Here is a 15,616-nt window from a genome sequence, read left to right on the forward strand (position 1 = left end):
GCCCTTTTTACGTTTTTAGAAGGAGAAAAAATAATGAATGATGTGTACTACATGAATTTTGCTTTAAACCTTGCCAGAGGGGCAGCCGGGCAAACTTCACCAAACCCGGTTGTCGGGGCGGTGCTGGTTAAGGACAATCAAATCATTGGCATGGGTGCCCATCTAAAAGCCGGGGAGCCTCATGCGGAGGTCCATGCCATCCGAATGGCTGGCGAGAAAGTACAAGATTCGACCTTGTACGTTACACTGGAGCCCTGCAGCCATTATGGAAAAACACCGCCGTGCTCGGATTTAGTGATTAAATCGGGAATTAAAAAAGTATTCGTCGCAACAACGGATCCCAATCCGCGGGTGTCCGGAACAGGAATTGAACGAATGAAAAAGGCCGGAATTGAGGTTGAAACAGGTCTGCTTGAGGAGAAAGCGAGGGAGGTCAATAAAGTCTTTTTCTATAACATTCAAACGGGACTGCCCTTCGTAACATTGAAATCAGCTGTTAGTTTAGACGGAAAAACGGCGACGGTAACAGGTGACAGCATGTGGATAACCGGAGAGGAAGCGAGAGCGGATGTACACCAATTTCGGCATGAGCATGACGCTATTTTAGTTGGGGTGAATACGGTCATCACAGATAATCCATCCTTAACGACGAGGCTTCCAAATGGCGGGAAAAATCCAATCAGAATTGTGCTTGATACCCATCTTAGAACGCCGGAAAAGGCAAAAATAATAACAGACAATGAAGCGCCAACATGGATTATAACAGGTTCCAATGCGGACTCTGATAAAGAAGCTGCCTTTCGTAATGCCGGAGTTGAAATTATAAAACTGAACACTCCGTCCATTTCCATTAAAGGAATACTAAAAGTGTTGGCTGAGCGCGGAATTACTTCACTTTTTGTGGAGGGCGGCGCAGAAGTGCACGGAAGCTTTTTAAAGGAGCGCGCTTTTCAGCAAATCATTACCTACATCGCCCCGAAGTTAATTGGAGGCAAGCTCGCTCCAGCCTCATTTGGCGGTGCAGGGTTTGATACAATGGCTGAGGTGCCGGGGTTACATTTCAAACAGGTTGATCTTATTGGCAAAGATGTAAGAATTATTGCGGAGCCAAGATAAGGGGTATGGATTATGTTTACCGGAATTATTGAAGAAATTGGAACCATAGCCAATATGAAGCGAACAGGTGAATCCTTTGTTCTAACCATTGAAGCGAAGAAAATTCTTGAAGATGTTCATCTTGGCGACAGTATTGCAGTAAATGGCGTGTGTTTGACGGTAACATCTTTCACATCGTACCAATTTACCGTCGATGTCATGCCCGAGACGGTCAAAGCGACGAGTTTAAAGGATTTGAAGCGTGGTTCTAGAGTCAATGTTGAGCGGGCAATGGCAGCAGGCGGCAGGTTCGGCGGTCATTTTGTTTCTGGACATATTGACGGAACCGGTGTGATTAAGGGCAAAAAGGCATTTGAAAACGCAGTCTATTATGAAATTGAGGCTGCCCCAGAGATGATGCGATACATCATTCTTAAAGGCTCAATTGCTGTGGATGGGACAAGTCTGACTGTGTTCGCGGTGACAGAAAAAAGCTTTACGCTGTCACTGATTCCCCACACATTAGCGGAAACCGTCCTAGGGTTTAAGGGTCCTGGTGATATTGTCAATCTTGAGTGCGATATGATTGGAAAATATGTCGGCCATTTTTTCAGGCAGCTTCAAAATGAACAACAGCCTGCAGCCAAAAATGGCATTTCAGCGCAATTTTTACAAGAAAATGGATTTCTATAATCGCTAAGTACCAAACTTATAATAAAGGAGTGAGGTAAAGATGTTTGATACGATCGATGAAGCAATTGCTGATTTAAAAGCGGGAAAGGTTATTATTGTGTGTGATGATGAAGACCGCGAAAATGAAGGGGATTTTGTCGTATTGGCTGAAAAAGCAACCCCTGATGTGATTAATCTGATGGCTACTCATGGCAGAGGACTTATTTGCGTCCCTATTGAAGAAGATCTAGCCCACAAGCTGGACTTGCTGCCGATGGTCGCGATTAATACAGACTCACATGGGACAGCGTTTACCGTCAGTATTGATCATAAATTTACCACAACAGGCATTTCAGCATATGAAAGGTCAGCAACTGTCCTAAGTATGTTAGATCCGGATGCCAAACCGGATGATTTCAAACGCCCGGGACATATCTTTCCGCTGGTTGCTAAAAAAGGCGGCGTTCTTCGCAGGACAGGACATACAGAAGCGGCAGTTGATTTTGCAAAAATTTGCGGTGCTAAGCCGGCGGGTGTGATATGCGAAATTATGAACGATGATGGGACAATGGCCCGAGTTCCCCAGCTTCGCAAAATTGCTGATAAGCTTAACTTAAAATTGGTAACCATTAAGGACCTAATTGAATACCGCAACAAAAAGGATAAATTGGTGAAGCGCGAAGTGGAAATCAAGCTGCCAACGGAATTTGGCGATTTTAAAGCAATTGGCTATTCCAATTTAGTGGATGATAAGGAGCATGTAGCCTTGGTTAAAGGGGAAATAGACCCGGAAAAGCCAATTCTGGTAAGGGTCCATTCCGAGTGTTTAACCGGAGATGTGTTTGGTTCCTACCGATGTGATTGCGGTCCGCAGCTCCATGCCGCATTGTCGCAGATGGAACAGGCTGGTAATGGAGTACTGTTATATATGCGTCAAGAAGGGCGCGGTATCGGGCTGCTCAATAAATTAAAGGCGTATAAGCTTCAGGAGCAGGGCTACGATACAGTCGAAGCAAACGAACAGCTCGGCTTTAAGGCGGATTTACGGGATTATGGGATCGGTGCGCAGATCTTAAAGGATTTGGGAGTACGAAAAATGATGCTGTTAACGAACAATCCGCGCAAAATCAAGGGACTTAGAGGTTATGACCTAGAGGTTGTTGAAAGAGTACCACTGCAAATGGAAATAAGAGCGGAAAATGAGAAATATTTGCGGACAAAGCATGATAAACTGGGGCATATGCTCCATTACTAATAACTGGGGGTAAAATCATGGGACATATTTTTGAAGGAAATTTAGTTGGAACAGGCTTAAAAGTCGGAATCGTTGTTGGTCGTTTTAATGAGTTTATTACAAGCAAATTATTGGGCGGGGCAGAGGATGCCTTAAAAAGACATGGTGTTAATGAAACAGATGTAGATGTTGCATGGGTGCCTGGAGCGTTTGAAATTCCGTTGATTGCCCAAAAAATGGCGGAAAGCGGAAAATACGATGCGGTAATTACGCTAGGTACAGTAATTCGCGGTTCAACACCACACTTCGATTATGTCTGTAATGAAGCAGCAAAAGGAGTTTCTGCTACTTCATTAAAAAGCGGCATTCCAGTAATCTTTGGTGTATTGACGACTGATTCGATTGAACAGGCAATCGAACGCGCAGGCACAAAGGCTGGAAACAAAGGCTGGGAAGCGGCTTCAGCAGCAATTGAAATGGCGAATTTGTGCAGAAATTTGGCACAATAAGACAACAAAAGAAAGCTTTTGTCGAAAAAGTCATATACAAATCTACTAACATTTTCTATAATGAAATAGACAAAAAATATTTAAAACGAACATAGGTGCTTAAAAATCTGTTAAAAGGATTTTTAGCTTAAAAGGGAAGTTTGGTGAAAAGCCAACGCGGTCCCGCCACTGTAATTGGGAGCACCCTATACAATGTCACTGTCGATGGATGGGAAGACATAGGATGCGATGACCAAAAGCCAGGAGACCTGCCTATTTCAAATGCGCCAAGAAACCTACGAGGATAGGGAGGTGTGGAAGACTAGACGGCTTTTACTTTTATTATGGTAAATGAATCTACTCATACCAACATCCTCTTAATTTGGGGATGTTTTTTTTCGTTTAGCTGGCGAAGGACGTATTTTTTGTTACATTATGAGAAAGCAGGTTGGAAACATGAAGAAATTGTATTCGCTGTTGTTCGCACTCATGTTAATTGTGGGAGCATTAGCGGGATGTGCTGAAAAGAAAGAACAAAGTAAAGAAGAAAACAAAACAAATGTTGAAACCAAAACGGAACAAGCTGAGTTTCCGGTAACCGTTAAAGATGCCTTAAATCAAGATGTTGTCATCGATAAGAAACCGGAAAGAATCGTATCGTTAATGCCAAGTAACACCGAAATTGCCTATGCATTAGGCCTAGGCAAGGAAGTCGTCGGTGTTTCTGATTTTGATAATTATCCGGAAGACGTAACGAAGAAAGAAAAAATTGGCGGCCAGGAAATTAATCTTGAAAAAATTATTTCGTTAAAGCCGAATTTAGTATTGGCACACGCATCTTCCGCCCATAACTCGGAAGCAGGACTTAAGCAGTTAAAGGATGCCGGCATTTCCGTGTTAATTGTCAATGACGCGCAAAATTTTGACCAAGTATATGATTCGATTTTAATGGTTGGGAAAGCTGCAGGCGAAACAAAGAAAGCGGAAGAGCTTGTAGCAGAAATGAAGAAAAAATTAGATGAAATTAAAACGAAGGTAGCTGGAATCAAAGATAAGAAGAAAGTATTTGTTGAAGTATCACCTGCTCCAGACATTTATTCACCAGGAAACAATACATTCATGAATGAAATGTTAACAACAATTAACGCTGAAAACATTACAAGTGATTTAGACGGCTGGGCAAAGGTTGATCAAGAAGCCATGATTAAACGTAATCCAGATGTTATTCTGACTACATACGGCTACTATGTGAAAAATCCAGTCGAGCAAGTATTATCAAGAAAAGGCTGGGAGAATGTAACTGCTGTAAAAAATAAGCAAGTAATCGATGTTGATTCTGACCGTGTGACCCGTTCAGGTCCAAGAATCATCGAAGGAGTAGAGGATCTTGCTAAGGCCATCTATCCGGAAGTTTTTAAATAATAAATTCGCTGCCTATAGTGCAGCCGGAATATTTTTATTCATTTCGATATTATTGGGAATTGGCATTGGCACCGTTTCAGTGCCAGTTCCCATTATTTTAAAAATTATTGGGGCTAAATTATTTGGTATTTCGTTTGATGATATTGAACCGATGTATAAAAGTATCGTTCTCAATATCCGCCTTCCAAGAGTGGTCTTATCAGGTCTTGTCGGGGCGTCGCTTGCGATTGCTGGGGCTGCCTTTCAAGGACTGCTACGCAACCCGTTGGCTGATCCGTATACATTAGGTGTATCGTCAGGGGCATCTGTTGGGGCGGTCATTACGTTATTTTTTAAACTGTCGATTCCTTTTATTGGCTTTTTTACATTGCCATTATTAAGTATTCTTTTTTCCTTTATCACAATTTTTTGTGTCCTGACGTTTGCCCGTAAAATAGAGCGCTCAATGAGGGTCGAGACGATCATTTTAACCGGAATTATTTTCAGCTCCTTTTTGGGAGCATTGATTTCGCTGATGATTGCGTTAACAGGTGATGAACTGCGGCAAATTATCGGCTGGCTGCTCGGCAGTGTCTCGATGCGCGGCTGGGAATATATTAAGATTATCCTGCCATTTTTTATCATTGGCTCAGGAATTCTTCTTTTAAATGCCAAAGAACTAAATGCCATGTCATTCGGTGAGGAACGGGCACACCATTTGGGAGTCAACGTCCAAAAAAGAAAACTGGTCGTCTTGACTGCTGGTTCGATCTTAACAGGGGCGGCAGTGGCGGTGTCAGGCACCATCGGTTTTGTTGGTTTGGTGATACCGCATTTAGCAAGAATTGTTTGGGGACCGGATCATAAGCACTTGCTGCCATTATCGATTTTAATTGGAAGCGGCTTTTTAATTCTAGCTGATTTAATTTCAAGGACGATTATCTCACCGACGGAACTGCCAATCGGCGTTATTACGGCATTAATTGGCGCGCCCGTATTTGCAGTTATTCTATTACAAAGAAAAAGAGTGGAAAGAAGTGGTTAGGGATGCTTAGTGTTCAAAACGTCTCGGGTGGATATTCGGGTGAACCAGTAGTAAAAAATATTTCATTCAGTGTTCAAAAAGGCGAACTGTTCGGCATCCTTGGTCCCAATGGCAGCGGGAAGACGACACTGTTAAAAATGCTTAGCGGCATCCTGCCAATCAAGCAAGGTGAGATACTTATCGGGGGCAAAAGGCTTGATGCATATAACTCAAAACAGCTGGCGCAAAAGGTAGCCGTGCTTTCGCAGCATTCCTCACAGTCATTTTCCTATAGTGTAAAAGAAACGGTATCCCTTGGCAGGTATGCCCATCAAAAGGGCTTGTTTCAGACTTGGAGTCAGGAGGATGAAAATGTTGTCCAACGAGTGATGAAACAGATTGGTGTGTCCTCATTTCAGGATAAAAACATTCAGGAATTATCAGGCGGCGAAAGGCAAAGGGTGTTTCTTGCGCAGGCGTTAGCACAAGAACCGGAAATTTTGTTGCTGGATGAACCGACGAATCATCTTGATTTATCCTATCAAAAGGAATTACTGGATTTATTAAAAGAATGGACGACAGAAAATGGACTGACGGTAGTATCGATTTTTCATGATTTAAATCTTGCCGGCCTTTATTGCGACCGCCTGCTCCTGCTTGAAAAAGGGGTCATTAAAATCAATCACGTTCCGAATGAGGTACTGCGTGAAGAAACCATTCGCGAGGTGTATCAAACAAATATCCAGAAGCATCCGCATCCAAAAGTAGCCGCTCCCCAAATGGTGCTTCTGCCCGAAATTCAAGGACAGAACAATTCAGAATGTATTCATGAATCATTACTGCAGCAATCAGATGAAGTCATATCTTTAAGATCGTCAATCCCTTTACGTACCATGTCATCAGGAGTAATTGGGGCTGGAACTGGCTGGCATCAAACATTTGTTAACCGCCATGTGAGCAAAGATTATGACTGCACCGACCACCGTTCAGAAATGGCGGAATTCCTGCGAGCTAGAGGGTTTGAACCATCCGAAACTGTCGGTATGATGACTGCGGTAAGATTAGAGGATGTCGACTATGGGATGTACGAAGCCGACGAATTTTCCCTTTTTGTAGTCGTAACTGCAGGAGTCGGAAATGCCGTAGATGCCTCAAGAAGTGAAAAGCATAGATTGGAAATGGTGCCTGGCACTATCAATACCTGGGTTTTTGTCAATAGTGAATTGAGTGAAGAAGCGTTTATTCAGAGTATAATGACTGCAACGGAAGCAAAGGTTAAGGCATTGCATGATCTAGCGGTTACGGATGAGATAACAGGGACGATTGCTACTGGGACTTCGACCGACAGTATTTTAATCGCCGCAACACAAAGTGGAAAGCTCTTGGATTATGCCGGAACGATTACTCCGCTAGGGAAATTAATTGGTAAAGCTGTGTATCAATGTACAACGAATGCTGTTCGAAAATCACGAAAGAGGAAAAAGTCGTGATCATTTATCATTTAATCGCCATAACGGTTGCCTATATTCTTGACTTGCTGATTGGCGATCCGCCTAATTGGCCGCATCCCGTACGCTGGATTGGCAGGCTGATCTCTAGTTTTGATAAGCTTTTAAACAAAGGAAGATATAAAAAACTGAAGGGAGTTTTGCTGCTCCTTTTTGTCGTTTTCATTGTGTTTATCGTTTGCGCTGGTTTAATTTTCATAGCTTATGAGATTAATACAGCAGCTGGTGTGGCAGTGGAAGGCATTATCATTGCAGCAGCCATAGCGCAAAAAAGTTTAAAGGATGCCTCCTTAGAGGTGTACCAGCCATTAAAAACAGGCGATATACCAGAAGCGAGAAAAAAGCTGTCCTACATTGTCGGACGTGATACCGCGCATCTCGATGAATCAGAAATTTCGCGGGCCGCGATTGAAACGGTGGCGGAAAATACGAGTGATGGGGTCACCGCGCCATTATTTTGGGCACTAGTTGGCGGGGCGCCGCTGGCAATGGTTTACCGGGCTGTGAATACATGTGACTCGATGGTTGGGAATTTTAGTGAACGCTATAAAGAATTTGGCTGGGCATCGGCAAAATGGGATGACGTCATGAACTGGATTCCCAGCCGGTTGACTGGAATAATCATGGTTATTGCTAATCGGTCAATTCACTCCAATTACCGAAAGGCGTGGATGATTTTGTTTCGTGATGCTAGAAATCATCCCAGTCCCAACAGCGGCTGGGGGGAAGCGGCTGTCGCGGCCATTTTGGGAATCCAACTCGGCGGCACCAATTACTATAAAGGAATGGTGTCCAACCGGGCGAAGATGGGCGACCCTATGCATCCCATCTTGGCGGATCATATTTTGAAGGCTAATACAATTTTAAGCAGAACGGTATTGTTATTCATGTTGTTTTTATGGATAGGAGGAATGACTTTTGCACTCGCTCTTACATAATCATTCATTCCTTTTTGTCACTGGCGGAGTTAGGAGCGGTAAAAGCAGTTTCGCGGAAAGACTGGCTGAAAAGATAGCGCTGGAAACCGGGGGACAGCTTCACTACCTTGCAACCGGAGTCCCATCTGATCCTGAAATGGCAGCACGGATTGAAAAACATCAGCAGGACCGGGCTGCCGGCAAACATTGCTGGAGGACGGTAGAGAGGTCTATTCAAATCGGAGAAATTGTCGATTACTTCGATGAAAATGATATTATTCTTATGGATTGCATCACAACACTTTTGAATAATGAACTGTTTTCCACTGAGCAGACCTGGGATGAAGCGTTTCTTCGTCATATTAAGGAAGAGCTTGTCACCGGGGTTATTAAACTTAAAAACCGCGCGAAAGCAGTAATTGCGGTAAGCAATGAAGTGTTATATGAGCCGTTAATTAGCAGTGAACTTGTTTTTACATATGGAAAACTACTGGGGCAAATCCATCAGCGATTAGTAAAAGAAGCGGACGAGGTATTTTTAATCGAGGCGGGGCTGCCGCTTGAAATGAAGGGGATAAAGCAATGAAAGGAATTATGATTCAAGGAACGGCATCTGATGTTGGCAAAAGCTTTATCGTAACGGCTCTTTGCCGAATTTTTGCTAATGAAGGTGTGAAAGTGACCCCATTCAAGTCACAGAATATGTCCAATCATTCAACCATGACTCCGGATGGAAAGGAAATTTGCATTGCCCAGTCTGTACAGGCAGAAGCGGCAAAAATAAAAGCAACGGAATGGATGAACCCAATTCTTTTAAAACCGCGTCCTAACCAGCAGGCAGAGGTAGTGTTTTTAGGAGAAACCATCGATACGTTTTCTGGAATTCATTATCGGGATTGTTTTTATGAGAAAGCGATTAAGGTCATTGAAGCCTCTTTGGCTAAGTTGGCAAAGGACTATGAAATGGTTGTGATTGAAGGGGCAGGCAGTCCGGTAGAAATCAATTTGAAAGACCGCGAGATTGTAAATATGAAAGTGGCAGAAATGGCAGATGTCCCGGTCGTCCTTGTGACCGATATCGACCGCGGCGGCGCCTTTGCGAGCATCGTCGGCACACTTGAACTGCTGGAGCCGAAAGAACGTGAACGGGTTGTCGGTGTTATTATTAATAAGTTTCACGGAGATGTTAGTTTATTTCAAGATGGGATGAAGTGGCTTGAGGAAAAGACAGGAATTCCGGTGCTTGGGGTGCTGCCGTTTGTGGAAAATCATCTGATTGATGTAGAGGACTCACTCTCCTCTAGCGGCCTATCTGCTCAAAGGGTGAGTGATGTAAGAGGGCGGGGACATAGATTGGATGAAGTCGCCGCCCAGATAAAAAGCCTGCTCAATTGGGAGTTATTAAAAGATACCATCGATCATTGGGGCAATAAAAAATGAAATTTTTAAGGGGATTCTTGATAGGGCTGCAATTTTTCACCGCCATTCCGATCTCAAAACAATTTCCAATGGATAAAGAGCATCTGAAGAGGACGATTCAAGCATTCCCTTTATTGGGATTGTTTCAAGGGCTGATCTATTCCGTCCTATTATTTATTCTTCTTGAATATACGCCTTTTTCCCATTTGGCTGCCGCATTTCTGCTATGGATTATGACGATTTTGTTATCGGGAGGCATCCATCTCGATGGCTGGATGGATACCAGTGATGCTTATTTTTCCTATCGCGATAAGGTAAAAAGACTGGAAATTATGAAGGACCCAAGGACAGGGGCATTCGGCGTCATTTCCATAATCGTTTTATTGAGCTCCCGGTTTCTGTTTATCTATGAGATTACTGACAATGCATCTTTAAATTCTTTTATATTGATTGCGGCCATTCCTTTTTTCAGCAAGGCGCTCATGGGGGTCCTGCTGCTTACCGTTCCATCTGCGAAGCAGGAAGGGCTAGGCTATCTATTTCAAAAAGCTGCCACCTTGAAAGCTTTACGGATTTACCCGGTATATTTACTGGCTGTCGTTATTCTTTTTCCTAATACATGGGTCTTGCTCGCTACTGCTGTGGTTTGCTTCTTTTTTGCCCGTGTTAAAGTGGTGAAATGGTTTGGCGGCATTACCGGTGATGTGCTAGGAGCAGCTGTGGAAGGGACGGAGTTGATTCTATGGATGACATTGTGGTTATTGCATTATTTCGTCATGGCCTGACCGAAGCAAATAAGCGAAAGTGCTATTTAGGCTGGACTGATTCAGCGTTATGCCCCGAATCAACGTGGATTGAACCGCTTACGGCATATGATGGTTATTTCTCCAGCGATTTAGAACGATGTCTTACGACGGCGAAATTATTGTTTCCTAATGGCACACCTGTGCAAATGAGGGAATTTAGGGAAATGAACTTCGGTGATTGGGAAGGCAAGACATATGAGGAGTTAAAGGAAAAGACGCTTTATCAACAATGGCTGTCAGATCCTTTGCGTTACAGTCCTCCGCATGGGGAGTCATTTGAACGATTCTCGGAAAGAGTAGATGCCGGCTGGACCAAGCTGTTCAATGAAGTATTGTCAAAAAACCATCAACGCTGCGCTGTAGTCACCCATGGCGGGGTCATTCGATATTTATTAACGGCTTATGGACCGGAGATGAAAGATTTTTGGAGCTGGCAGGTGCCGCATAACATTTGTTTTGAACTTACTTTTACACGCGAAGCGTTCAGGAGGGGAAGACGATGCACTTTGTTACAGGAGGTGCCTTTAACGGAAAACGGGCATGGGTAAAAAAGAGATATCAGGAGGCACATTGGATTTCCGCTTATAACCACGATCCTATGCCGGCAGATTTCCAGAAAATAGACAAAAATTTAATTGTATTAGAAGGAATTGAAATCTGGCTTAGAGAATTAACAAAACAGTATGATGCCAAAGAGTGCCGCGAAAGATGGAATCAATTTTTAAACTACTGGCTGGCATGGGAGAATTTGAAGGGCCCCCGTAAGGTAGTGATCATTGGTACGGATATTACGAAAGGGATTGTCCCAATGGAGAAAGAAAACCGTCTTTGGCGCGATGTAACCGGATGGTCTTATCAAGATTTAGCGGAAATGGCGGAAAAAGTGGATCTGATTTGGTATGGTATCAATCAAACAATAAAATCAGGAGGAGATTGTTAATGCGAATTTATACTAGAACAGGTGACAAAGGACAAACGAGTATTATTGGCGGAAGAGTGGATAAAGATGATATCCGTGTCGAAGCGTACGGTACAGTAGATGAGGTAAATTGCTTTGTCGGCCAGGCGGTAACAGAGCTTGATCCAGTTGTTTTCGAGGATGTACTTAATGACCTTGAAAAAATTCAGCATGAATTATTTGATTGCGGCGGAGACTTGGCAAATGTTACTGAAAAGCGTCCAGTAAAGCTCCAGCAGGAATCTATTGATTATTTAGAAGCAAAAATCGATGAGTATATTAAAGAAGCTCCAGAGCTAGAAAGATTTATTTTACCTGGCGGAACAAAACCGGCTGCCTCGATCCATATCGCGAGAACGGTGACAAGAAGGGCTGAGAGATTAGTTGTTTCACTTTTAAAGGCTGACACTAAAACTCCTGAACTTGCCCTGCAGTATTTAAACCGGCTGTCGGACTATTTCTTTGCCTTGGCAAGGGTAATCAACTGCCGTTTGAATGTGAAGGATGTAGAATACGTCCGCAGTGCCAAAGTGTTTAGGGACGGGAAGCGGAAGGATGAAAAGTAAGCATAACGGGAAATTCATCAGCATGTGTGCATTGTTTACGGCTTTATCCGTTGTGGGCGCTGCGATTAAAGTGCCCGCGGTGGTTGCCAGTGTTGCCTTGGATGCGTTTCCTGCCCTTTTGGCTGCTGCGTTGCTAGGCGGCGGAGCCGGTGCTTTAGTAGGAGCACTAGGACACTTGATTTCAGCACTGTTAGGTGGCTTTCCGCTTGGACCGATGCATTTTTTGATTGCAGGAGAAATGGCGGTACTAGTTTGGCTGTTTGGTGTTGTATATGAAAAGAAACATAAGCTGTCAGCCGGGGGACTTTTTGTGCTGGGAAATTCCTTTGCTGCCCCGTTTCCATTTATTTTTTTAGTCAGCAAAGCTTTTTACATAGCGATGGTTCCATCGCTTTTGATTGGTTCGATATTGAATACCGTTGTTGCGTTGGCGGCGATTCCACGTCTGGCTGCCTTTGTTTCACATGGCTTTACGAAGGAATCGGTTAAACGATGAGGAATGTGCAGCTGATTCCTTTGGATGGAGAAAACTCACTGGTTATTGCAAGCGACAATAGCGGCGGTATTGGGATAAAGGGCGATGACCATGTTCAGGTGCCATACGAAACAGTTTCTTACTATTCATTTCGGGTGGCAGCAATGGAATGTATAGCGGCAGGAGGTGAGCTTGTTTCGGTAGTGCTTCAAAACTTTTGCGGCAATGAAGCGTGGGAAGAACTTGTTATGGGAGTCAAGAAAGGCTTGTCTGAACTTGGTTTGTCCGATGTGTCTATTACCGGAAGCACCGAAAGTAATTTTCCTTTAATACAGTCAGCACTCGGAACAGTGGTAGTTGGTAAACAGACAGTGAATCAAAAATTAGAGATTCCTAATTTTGAGCAGGTGAACCTCGCCGTAATTGGACTACCGTTAGTTGGTAATGAAGTGGTCGGACAGGAGAAACAGGCCGTGCCTTTATCAGTCTTCTTAGAAGTTAGTAAATTGAATGATGTCATCTGTTGGCCGGTTGGCTCGAAAGGCGTCTTTCATGAACTCCAGCAATTGTTCCCAAATTTGGAGTTAACAGAGGAAATGGTCGAATCGAATGTGAATATATTCAAATCATCAGGACCAGCGACATGTTTTATTTCAGTCTACCAGAATCAGCATACCGAAAGTTTGATCAACTTAGCGGGGAAATATATGCATTCATTAAAAATTAATTGGTAAAGTGCTCATTTTTGGAGAATTGCAGATATATTAAAAAAACTGCAGATATATCCGGAAAAATACAGATAAAACGAAATAACTGCAGATAACCCTCCAAAAGTTGCAGATATAATTAAAAAAAAGCACGCCATAAACCTGGCGTGCTATTTTGCTATTTCCTTTACTTTATTAACAATGGAATCAATTGTTTCACCTATCGTGTAAATGGTCTTATCCAAACCTTCCTTCCACTTAGGTGCCTGTTCTTTAATGGTGTTACCAAACTTTTTGGCATTATCATTTAATTCCTTGCTAATTTTCTTCGCCTGCTCCTCAAAGTTTTGATCTTCCTTCGATTTACCAGCCAGTTGATCATTAACCGAAACGACGTCAAAATGCTTCTTAGGCAGATAGCCAGAAGATGTCTTCATCATTTCTCTAAATATCGGTACGACATTGGACGAGCTTGCGCTTGGCAAATAATGCTGGCGGTCTGTTTGGTCATAGCCAATCCAAATCGCTCCGACGAGATTTGGGGTATACCCCACCATCCATTGGTCCTTAGTACCGGAAACACCACCGAATGGCAGCTGGGTTGAACCCGTTTTTCCGGCCAGCTGTACACCTGGAATTTGTGCCCGCCGTCCTGTCCCGCTTTCGACGACATTGAGCAGCATCGAGGTCATTTCATCGGCAGTCTCTTTCGAAGTAACCTTTGTTGTGACTGGATCGCGTTCAGCTATGACATTTCCAGTCGGTCCGACTATTTTCGTAATCAAGTGGCTTTCCTGGCGTTTTCCTCCATTAGGGAAAACGGAGAACGCATTAGCCATTTGCATCGGTGATACTCCAGTATCCATACCTCCTAGGGCGATGGCTAGGTTCTTGTCGCCTTTTTCATATGGGATACCGAACTTGTCTAACTTTGCAAGCCCTTTAGCAAGACCAACTTTATCAAGAAGCCAAACGGCCGGAATATTCAGCGATTCCTCAAGTGCTTTGTACATCGGAACTTCACCTTGATAGTTTCTTGAGAAATTTTCCGGCTTATATTTGCCAAATGTCATCGATTTATCCTCAAGTTCAGATGAATAGCTATAGCCATTTTCCAATGCCGGTGTATAGACAACAAGCGGTTTGATGGATGAACCTGGCTGTGCCCGTAATTGTGTGGCACGGTTGAAACCGCGGAAGGTGTGCTCGCCGCGTCCGCCCACGAGTGCCCGGGCACCACCTGATGCCGGATCCATAAGGACGGCACCGCTTTGAACAATCTTGCCTTCCATTCCTCGTGGGAACAAATAATCCTTTGCATAAACTTTTTCAAGTCCAGACTGCAGGTTTTGGTCCATCTCGGAATAAATGCGATATCCTCGCGTTAATATTTCTTCCTGTGTTAAGCCGTATTTATAAATCGCTTCATTTAAAACCGCATCGACATAATATGGATATTTCCGCTCAATAAAGCTGCCGCCGCCATCCTTTAAACGGATTTTCTCTTTTATTGATTCCTTATACTCAGCATTTGTAATCATGCCGAGCTCCTTCATTTTGCCTAGCACGACATTTCGTCGTTTCATCGCCAAATCGTAGTTATTATAAGGATTGAGATAGTTTGGCGAGTGCAGTAATCCAGCAAGCATCGCTGCTTGACTGATGGAGACGTCTTTTATATCTTTATCAAAATATTTCTTTGAGGCGTTGGCAATTCCCCAGGCACCGCCGCCGAAATAAACCTGATTCAAATACATCTGCAGAATTTCGTTCTTTTTATAAACCTTTTCGATTTTGACAGCCAGAAATAATTCTTCTGCTTTCCGCTTATACGTACGTTCCGGTGATAATAGTGCATTTTTTGTCAGCTGCTGGGTGAGGGTACTGCCGCCGCCGGTAATTCTGCCGGAGAGCAGGTTGCCAAAGAAGGCCCGGGCAATCCCTTTAACATCAAAGCCACCATGTTCATAAAAACGCTCATCCTCAATCGCGACGACCGCATTTGGAACATATTTTGGCAAATCTTCAATCTTTACACCTTTTGTCCGATTTGTCGCAACATTCGTCGCTACATCGCCGTCTTTGTCATAAATAACGGTTGGCTGGCTTAAGCCTTCCTTCAATGATTGGACATTCGCCCGAGAAGCAAGCCAGGCAAAATATAGAATGGTTACAAGGACCACAACTAGAATAATTAATAATAGAATTTGTGTTAAATGTCGTTTCTTCCAAAAACGAACAATGAATTCCCATATTGGACGTAACTTTTCCATTGTTATCTCCTTACCTTCATCAGGATTTTAACTTTTTATATTATAAGTTTTCTCGGCGGAAAAGACCAATCAA

The 15,616-nt window shown here is 43.4% G+C and carries 17 protein-coding genes and 1 riboswitch; of the genes, 16 read left to right on the forward strand and 1 reads right to left on the reverse strand.

The annotated features are described in order from the left end of the window. The first annotated feature begins 33 nt into the window (after positions 1 to 33). From ribD to A6749_RS22900, 16 genes are all read left to right on the forward strand, one after another. The gene (gene ribD, locus A6749_RS22825) at positions 34 to 1,116 is read left to right on the forward strand and encodes a bifunctional diaminohydroxyphosphoribosylaminopyrimidine deaminase/5-amino-6-(5-phosphoribosylamino)uracil reductase RibD (protein WP_066397297.1); all 1,083 of its coding nucleotides are present in this window, start codon (positions 34 to 36) and stop codon (positions 1,114 to 1,116) included. 12 nt (positions 1,117 to 1,128) lie between these two features. After that, entirely contained in the window at positions 1,129 to 1,788 is a 660-nt protein-coding gene (ribE, locus tag A6749_RS22830; protein WP_066397300.1) for a riboflavin synthase, read from the forward strand. 40 nt (positions 1,789 to 1,828) lie between these two features. Beyond that, positions 1,829 to 3,022 carry a bifunctional 3,4-dihydroxy-2-butanone-4-phosphate synthase/GTP cyclohydrolase II gene (locus A6749_RS22835; RefSeq protein ID WP_066397302.1) on the forward strand — a complete coding sequence of 398 codons (1,194 nt, stop codon included), beginning with the start codon at positions 1,829 to 1,831 and terminating at the stop codon, positions 3,020 to 3,022. A 17-nt stretch (positions 3,023 to 3,039) separates the two neighbouring features. Beyond that, positions 3,040 to 3,510, forward strand: a complete 471-nt coding sequence (gene ribH, locus A6749_RS22840; protein WP_066397304.1) for a 6,7-dimethyl-8-ribityllumazine synthase — start codon at positions 3,040 to 3,042, stop codon at positions 3,508 to 3,510. Positions 3,511 to 3,586: 76 nt separating this feature from the next. Next, positions 3,587 to 3,780: riboswitch (cobalamin riboswitch) on the forward strand. 165 nt (positions 3,781 to 3,945) lie between these two features. Further along, on the forward strand, positions 3,946 to 4,911 hold the full coding sequence (locus A6749_RS22845) for an ABC transporter substrate-binding protein (RefSeq protein ID WP_066397308.1): 966 nt from the start codon (positions 3,946 to 3,948) through the stop codon (positions 4,909 to 4,911). After that, the gene (locus tag A6749_RS22850; RefSeq protein WP_066397319.1) at positions 4,877 to 5,935 is read left to right on the forward strand and encodes a FecCD family ABC transporter permease; all 1,059 of its coding nucleotides are present in this window, start codon (positions 4,877 to 4,879) and stop codon (positions 5,933 to 5,935) included. Before A6749_RS22845 ends, A6749_RS22850 begins: the two co-directional genes overlap by 35 nt. A gap of 2 nt (positions 5,936 to 5,937) precedes the next feature. Next, positions 5,938 to 7,404, forward strand: coding sequence for a heme ABC transporter ATP-binding protein (locus A6749_RS22855; RefSeq protein WP_066397331.1), 1,467 nt, complete (start codon positions 5,938 to 5,940; stop codon positions 7,402 to 7,404). Further along, positions 7,401 to 8,360 (forward strand): adenosylcobinamide-phosphate synthase CbiB, encoded by a 960-nt coding sequence (gene cbiB / locus A6749_RS22860; protein WP_066397338.1) that lies wholly within the window; start codon positions 7,401 to 7,403, stop codon positions 8,358 to 8,360. The genes A6749_RS22855 and cbiB overlap by 4 nt, the downstream gene beginning before the upstream one ends. Beyond that, positions 8,341 to 8,925: a bifunctional adenosylcobinamide kinase/adenosylcobinamide-phosphate guanylyltransferase gene (locus tag A6749_RS22865; RefSeq protein ID WP_066397341.1), complete on the forward strand. Its 585-nt coding sequence runs from the start codon at positions 8,341 to 8,343 to the stop codon at positions 8,923 to 8,925. The genes cbiB and A6749_RS22865 overlap by 20 nt, the downstream gene beginning before the upstream one ends. Continuing rightward, positions 8,922 to 9,779: a cobyric acid synthase gene (locus tag A6749_RS22870; protein WP_084797940.1), complete on the forward strand. Its 858-nt coding sequence runs from the start codon at positions 8,922 to 8,924 to the stop codon at positions 9,777 to 9,779. Before A6749_RS22865 ends, A6749_RS22870 begins: the two co-directional genes overlap by 4 nt. Beyond that, positions 9,776 to 10,543: an adenosylcobinamide-GDP ribazoletransferase gene (gene cobS, locus A6749_RS22875; RefSeq protein ID WP_066397345.1), complete on the forward strand. Its 768-nt coding sequence runs from the start codon at positions 9,776 to 9,778 to the stop codon at positions 10,541 to 10,543. The genes A6749_RS22870 and cobS overlap by 4 nt, the downstream gene beginning before the upstream one ends. Next, on the forward strand, positions 10,501 to 11,112 hold the full coding sequence (locus A6749_RS22880; RefSeq protein WP_066397349.1) for a histidine phosphatase family protein: 612 nt from the start codon (positions 10,501 to 10,503) through the stop codon (positions 11,110 to 11,112). The genes cobS and A6749_RS22880 overlap by 43 nt, the downstream gene beginning before the upstream one ends. After that, positions 11,064 to 11,504, forward strand: coding sequence for a bifunctional adenosylcobinamide kinase/adenosylcobinamide-phosphate guanylyltransferase (locus A6749_RS22885; protein ID WP_066397352.1), 441 nt, complete (start codon positions 11,064 to 11,066; stop codon positions 11,502 to 11,504). Before A6749_RS22880 ends, A6749_RS22885 begins: the two co-directional genes overlap by 49 nt. Beyond that, a complete protein-coding gene (locus A6749_RS22890; RefSeq protein ID WP_066397356.1) occupies positions 11,504 to 12,088 on the forward strand; it encodes a cob(I)yrinic acid a,c-diamide adenosyltransferase in 585 nt (194 codons plus the stop codon). Before A6749_RS22885 ends, A6749_RS22890 begins: the two co-directional genes overlap by 1 nt. Further along, complete coding sequence (locus A6749_RS22895; protein WP_066397360.1) at positions 12,078 to 12,584, forward strand: ECF transporter S component; 507 nt, start codon at positions 12,078 to 12,080, stop codon at positions 12,582 to 12,584. Before A6749_RS22890 ends, A6749_RS22895 begins: the two co-directional genes overlap by 11 nt. Beyond that, positions 12,581 to 13,297, forward strand: a complete 717-nt coding sequence (locus A6749_RS22900) for an ATP-binding protein (protein ID WP_066397363.1) — start codon at positions 12,581 to 12,583, stop codon at positions 13,295 to 13,297. Before A6749_RS22895 ends, A6749_RS22900 begins: the two co-directional genes overlap by 4 nt. A 143-nt stretch (positions 13,298 to 13,440) precedes the next feature. Here the strand turns inward: A6749_RS22900 and A6749_RS22905 are convergent, their stop codons facing one another. After that, complete coding sequence (locus A6749_RS22905; protein WP_066397371.1) at positions 13,441 to 15,543, reverse strand: transglycosylase domain-containing protein; 2,103 nt, start codon at positions 15,541 to 15,543, stop codon at positions 13,441 to 13,443. Positions 15,544 to 15,616 lie beyond the last annotated feature (73 nt).

This window comes from Neobacillus mesonae, from assembly GCF_001636315.1.
Classification (GTDB): Bacteria; Bacillota; Bacilli; order Bacillales; family Cytobacillaceae; genus Neobacillus; species Neobacillus mesonae.

Excerpts from the sequence above, each read along its gene's own strand:
- ribD (WP_066397297.1), top strand. The coding sequence starts at position 34 with ATGAATGATGTGTACTACATGAATTTTGCTTTAAACCTTGCCAGAGGG.
- ribE (WP_066397300.1), top strand. The coding sequence starts at position 1,129 with ATGTTTACCGGAATTATTGAAGAAATTGGAACCATAGCCAATATGAAG.
- A6749_RS22835 (WP_066397302.1), top strand. The coding sequence starts at position 1,829 with ATGTTTGATACGATCGATGAAGCAATTGCTGATTTAAAAGCGGGAAAG.
- ribH (WP_066397304.1), top strand. The coding sequence starts at position 3,040 with ATGGGACATATTTTTGAAGGAAATTTAGTTGGAACAGGCTTAAAAGTC.
- A6749_RS22845 (WP_066397308.1), top strand. The coding sequence starts at position 3,946 with ATGAAGAAATTGTATTCGCTGTTGTTCGCACTCATGTTAATTGTGGGA.
- A6749_RS22855 (WP_066397331.1), top strand. The coding sequence starts at position 5,938 with ATGCTTAGTGTTCAAAACGTCTCGGGTGGATATTCGGGTGAACCAGTA.
- A6749_RS22870 (WP_084797940.1), top strand. The coding sequence starts at position 8,922 with ATGAAAGGAATTATGATTCAAGGAACGGCATCTGATGTTGGCAAAAGC.
- cobS (WP_066397345.1), top strand. The coding sequence starts at position 9,776 with ATGAAATTTTTAAGGGGATTCTTGATAGGGCTGCAATTTTTCACCGCC.
- A6749_RS22880 (WP_066397349.1), top strand. The coding sequence starts at position 10,501 with ATGGATGACATTGTGGTTATTGCATTATTTCGTCATGGCCTGACCGAA.
- A6749_RS22885 (WP_066397352.1), top strand. The coding sequence starts at position 11,064 with ATGCACTTTGTTACAGGAGGTGCCTTTAACGGAAAACGGGCATGGGTA.
- A6749_RS22890 (WP_066397356.1), top strand. The coding sequence starts at position 11,504 with ATGCGAATTTATACTAGAACAGGTGACAAAGGACAAACGAGTATTATT.
- A6749_RS22895 (WP_066397360.1), top strand. The coding sequence starts at position 12,078 with ATGAAAAGTAAGCATAACGGGAAATTCATCAGCATGTGTGCATTGTTT.
- A6749_RS22900 (WP_066397363.1), top strand. The coding sequence starts at position 12,581 with ATGAGGAATGTGCAGCTGATTCCTTTGGATGGAGAAAACTCACTGGTT.
- A6749_RS22905 (WP_066397371.1), bottom strand. The coding sequence starts at position 15,543 with ATGGAAAAGTTACGTCCAATATGGGAATTCATTGTTCGTTTTTGGAAG.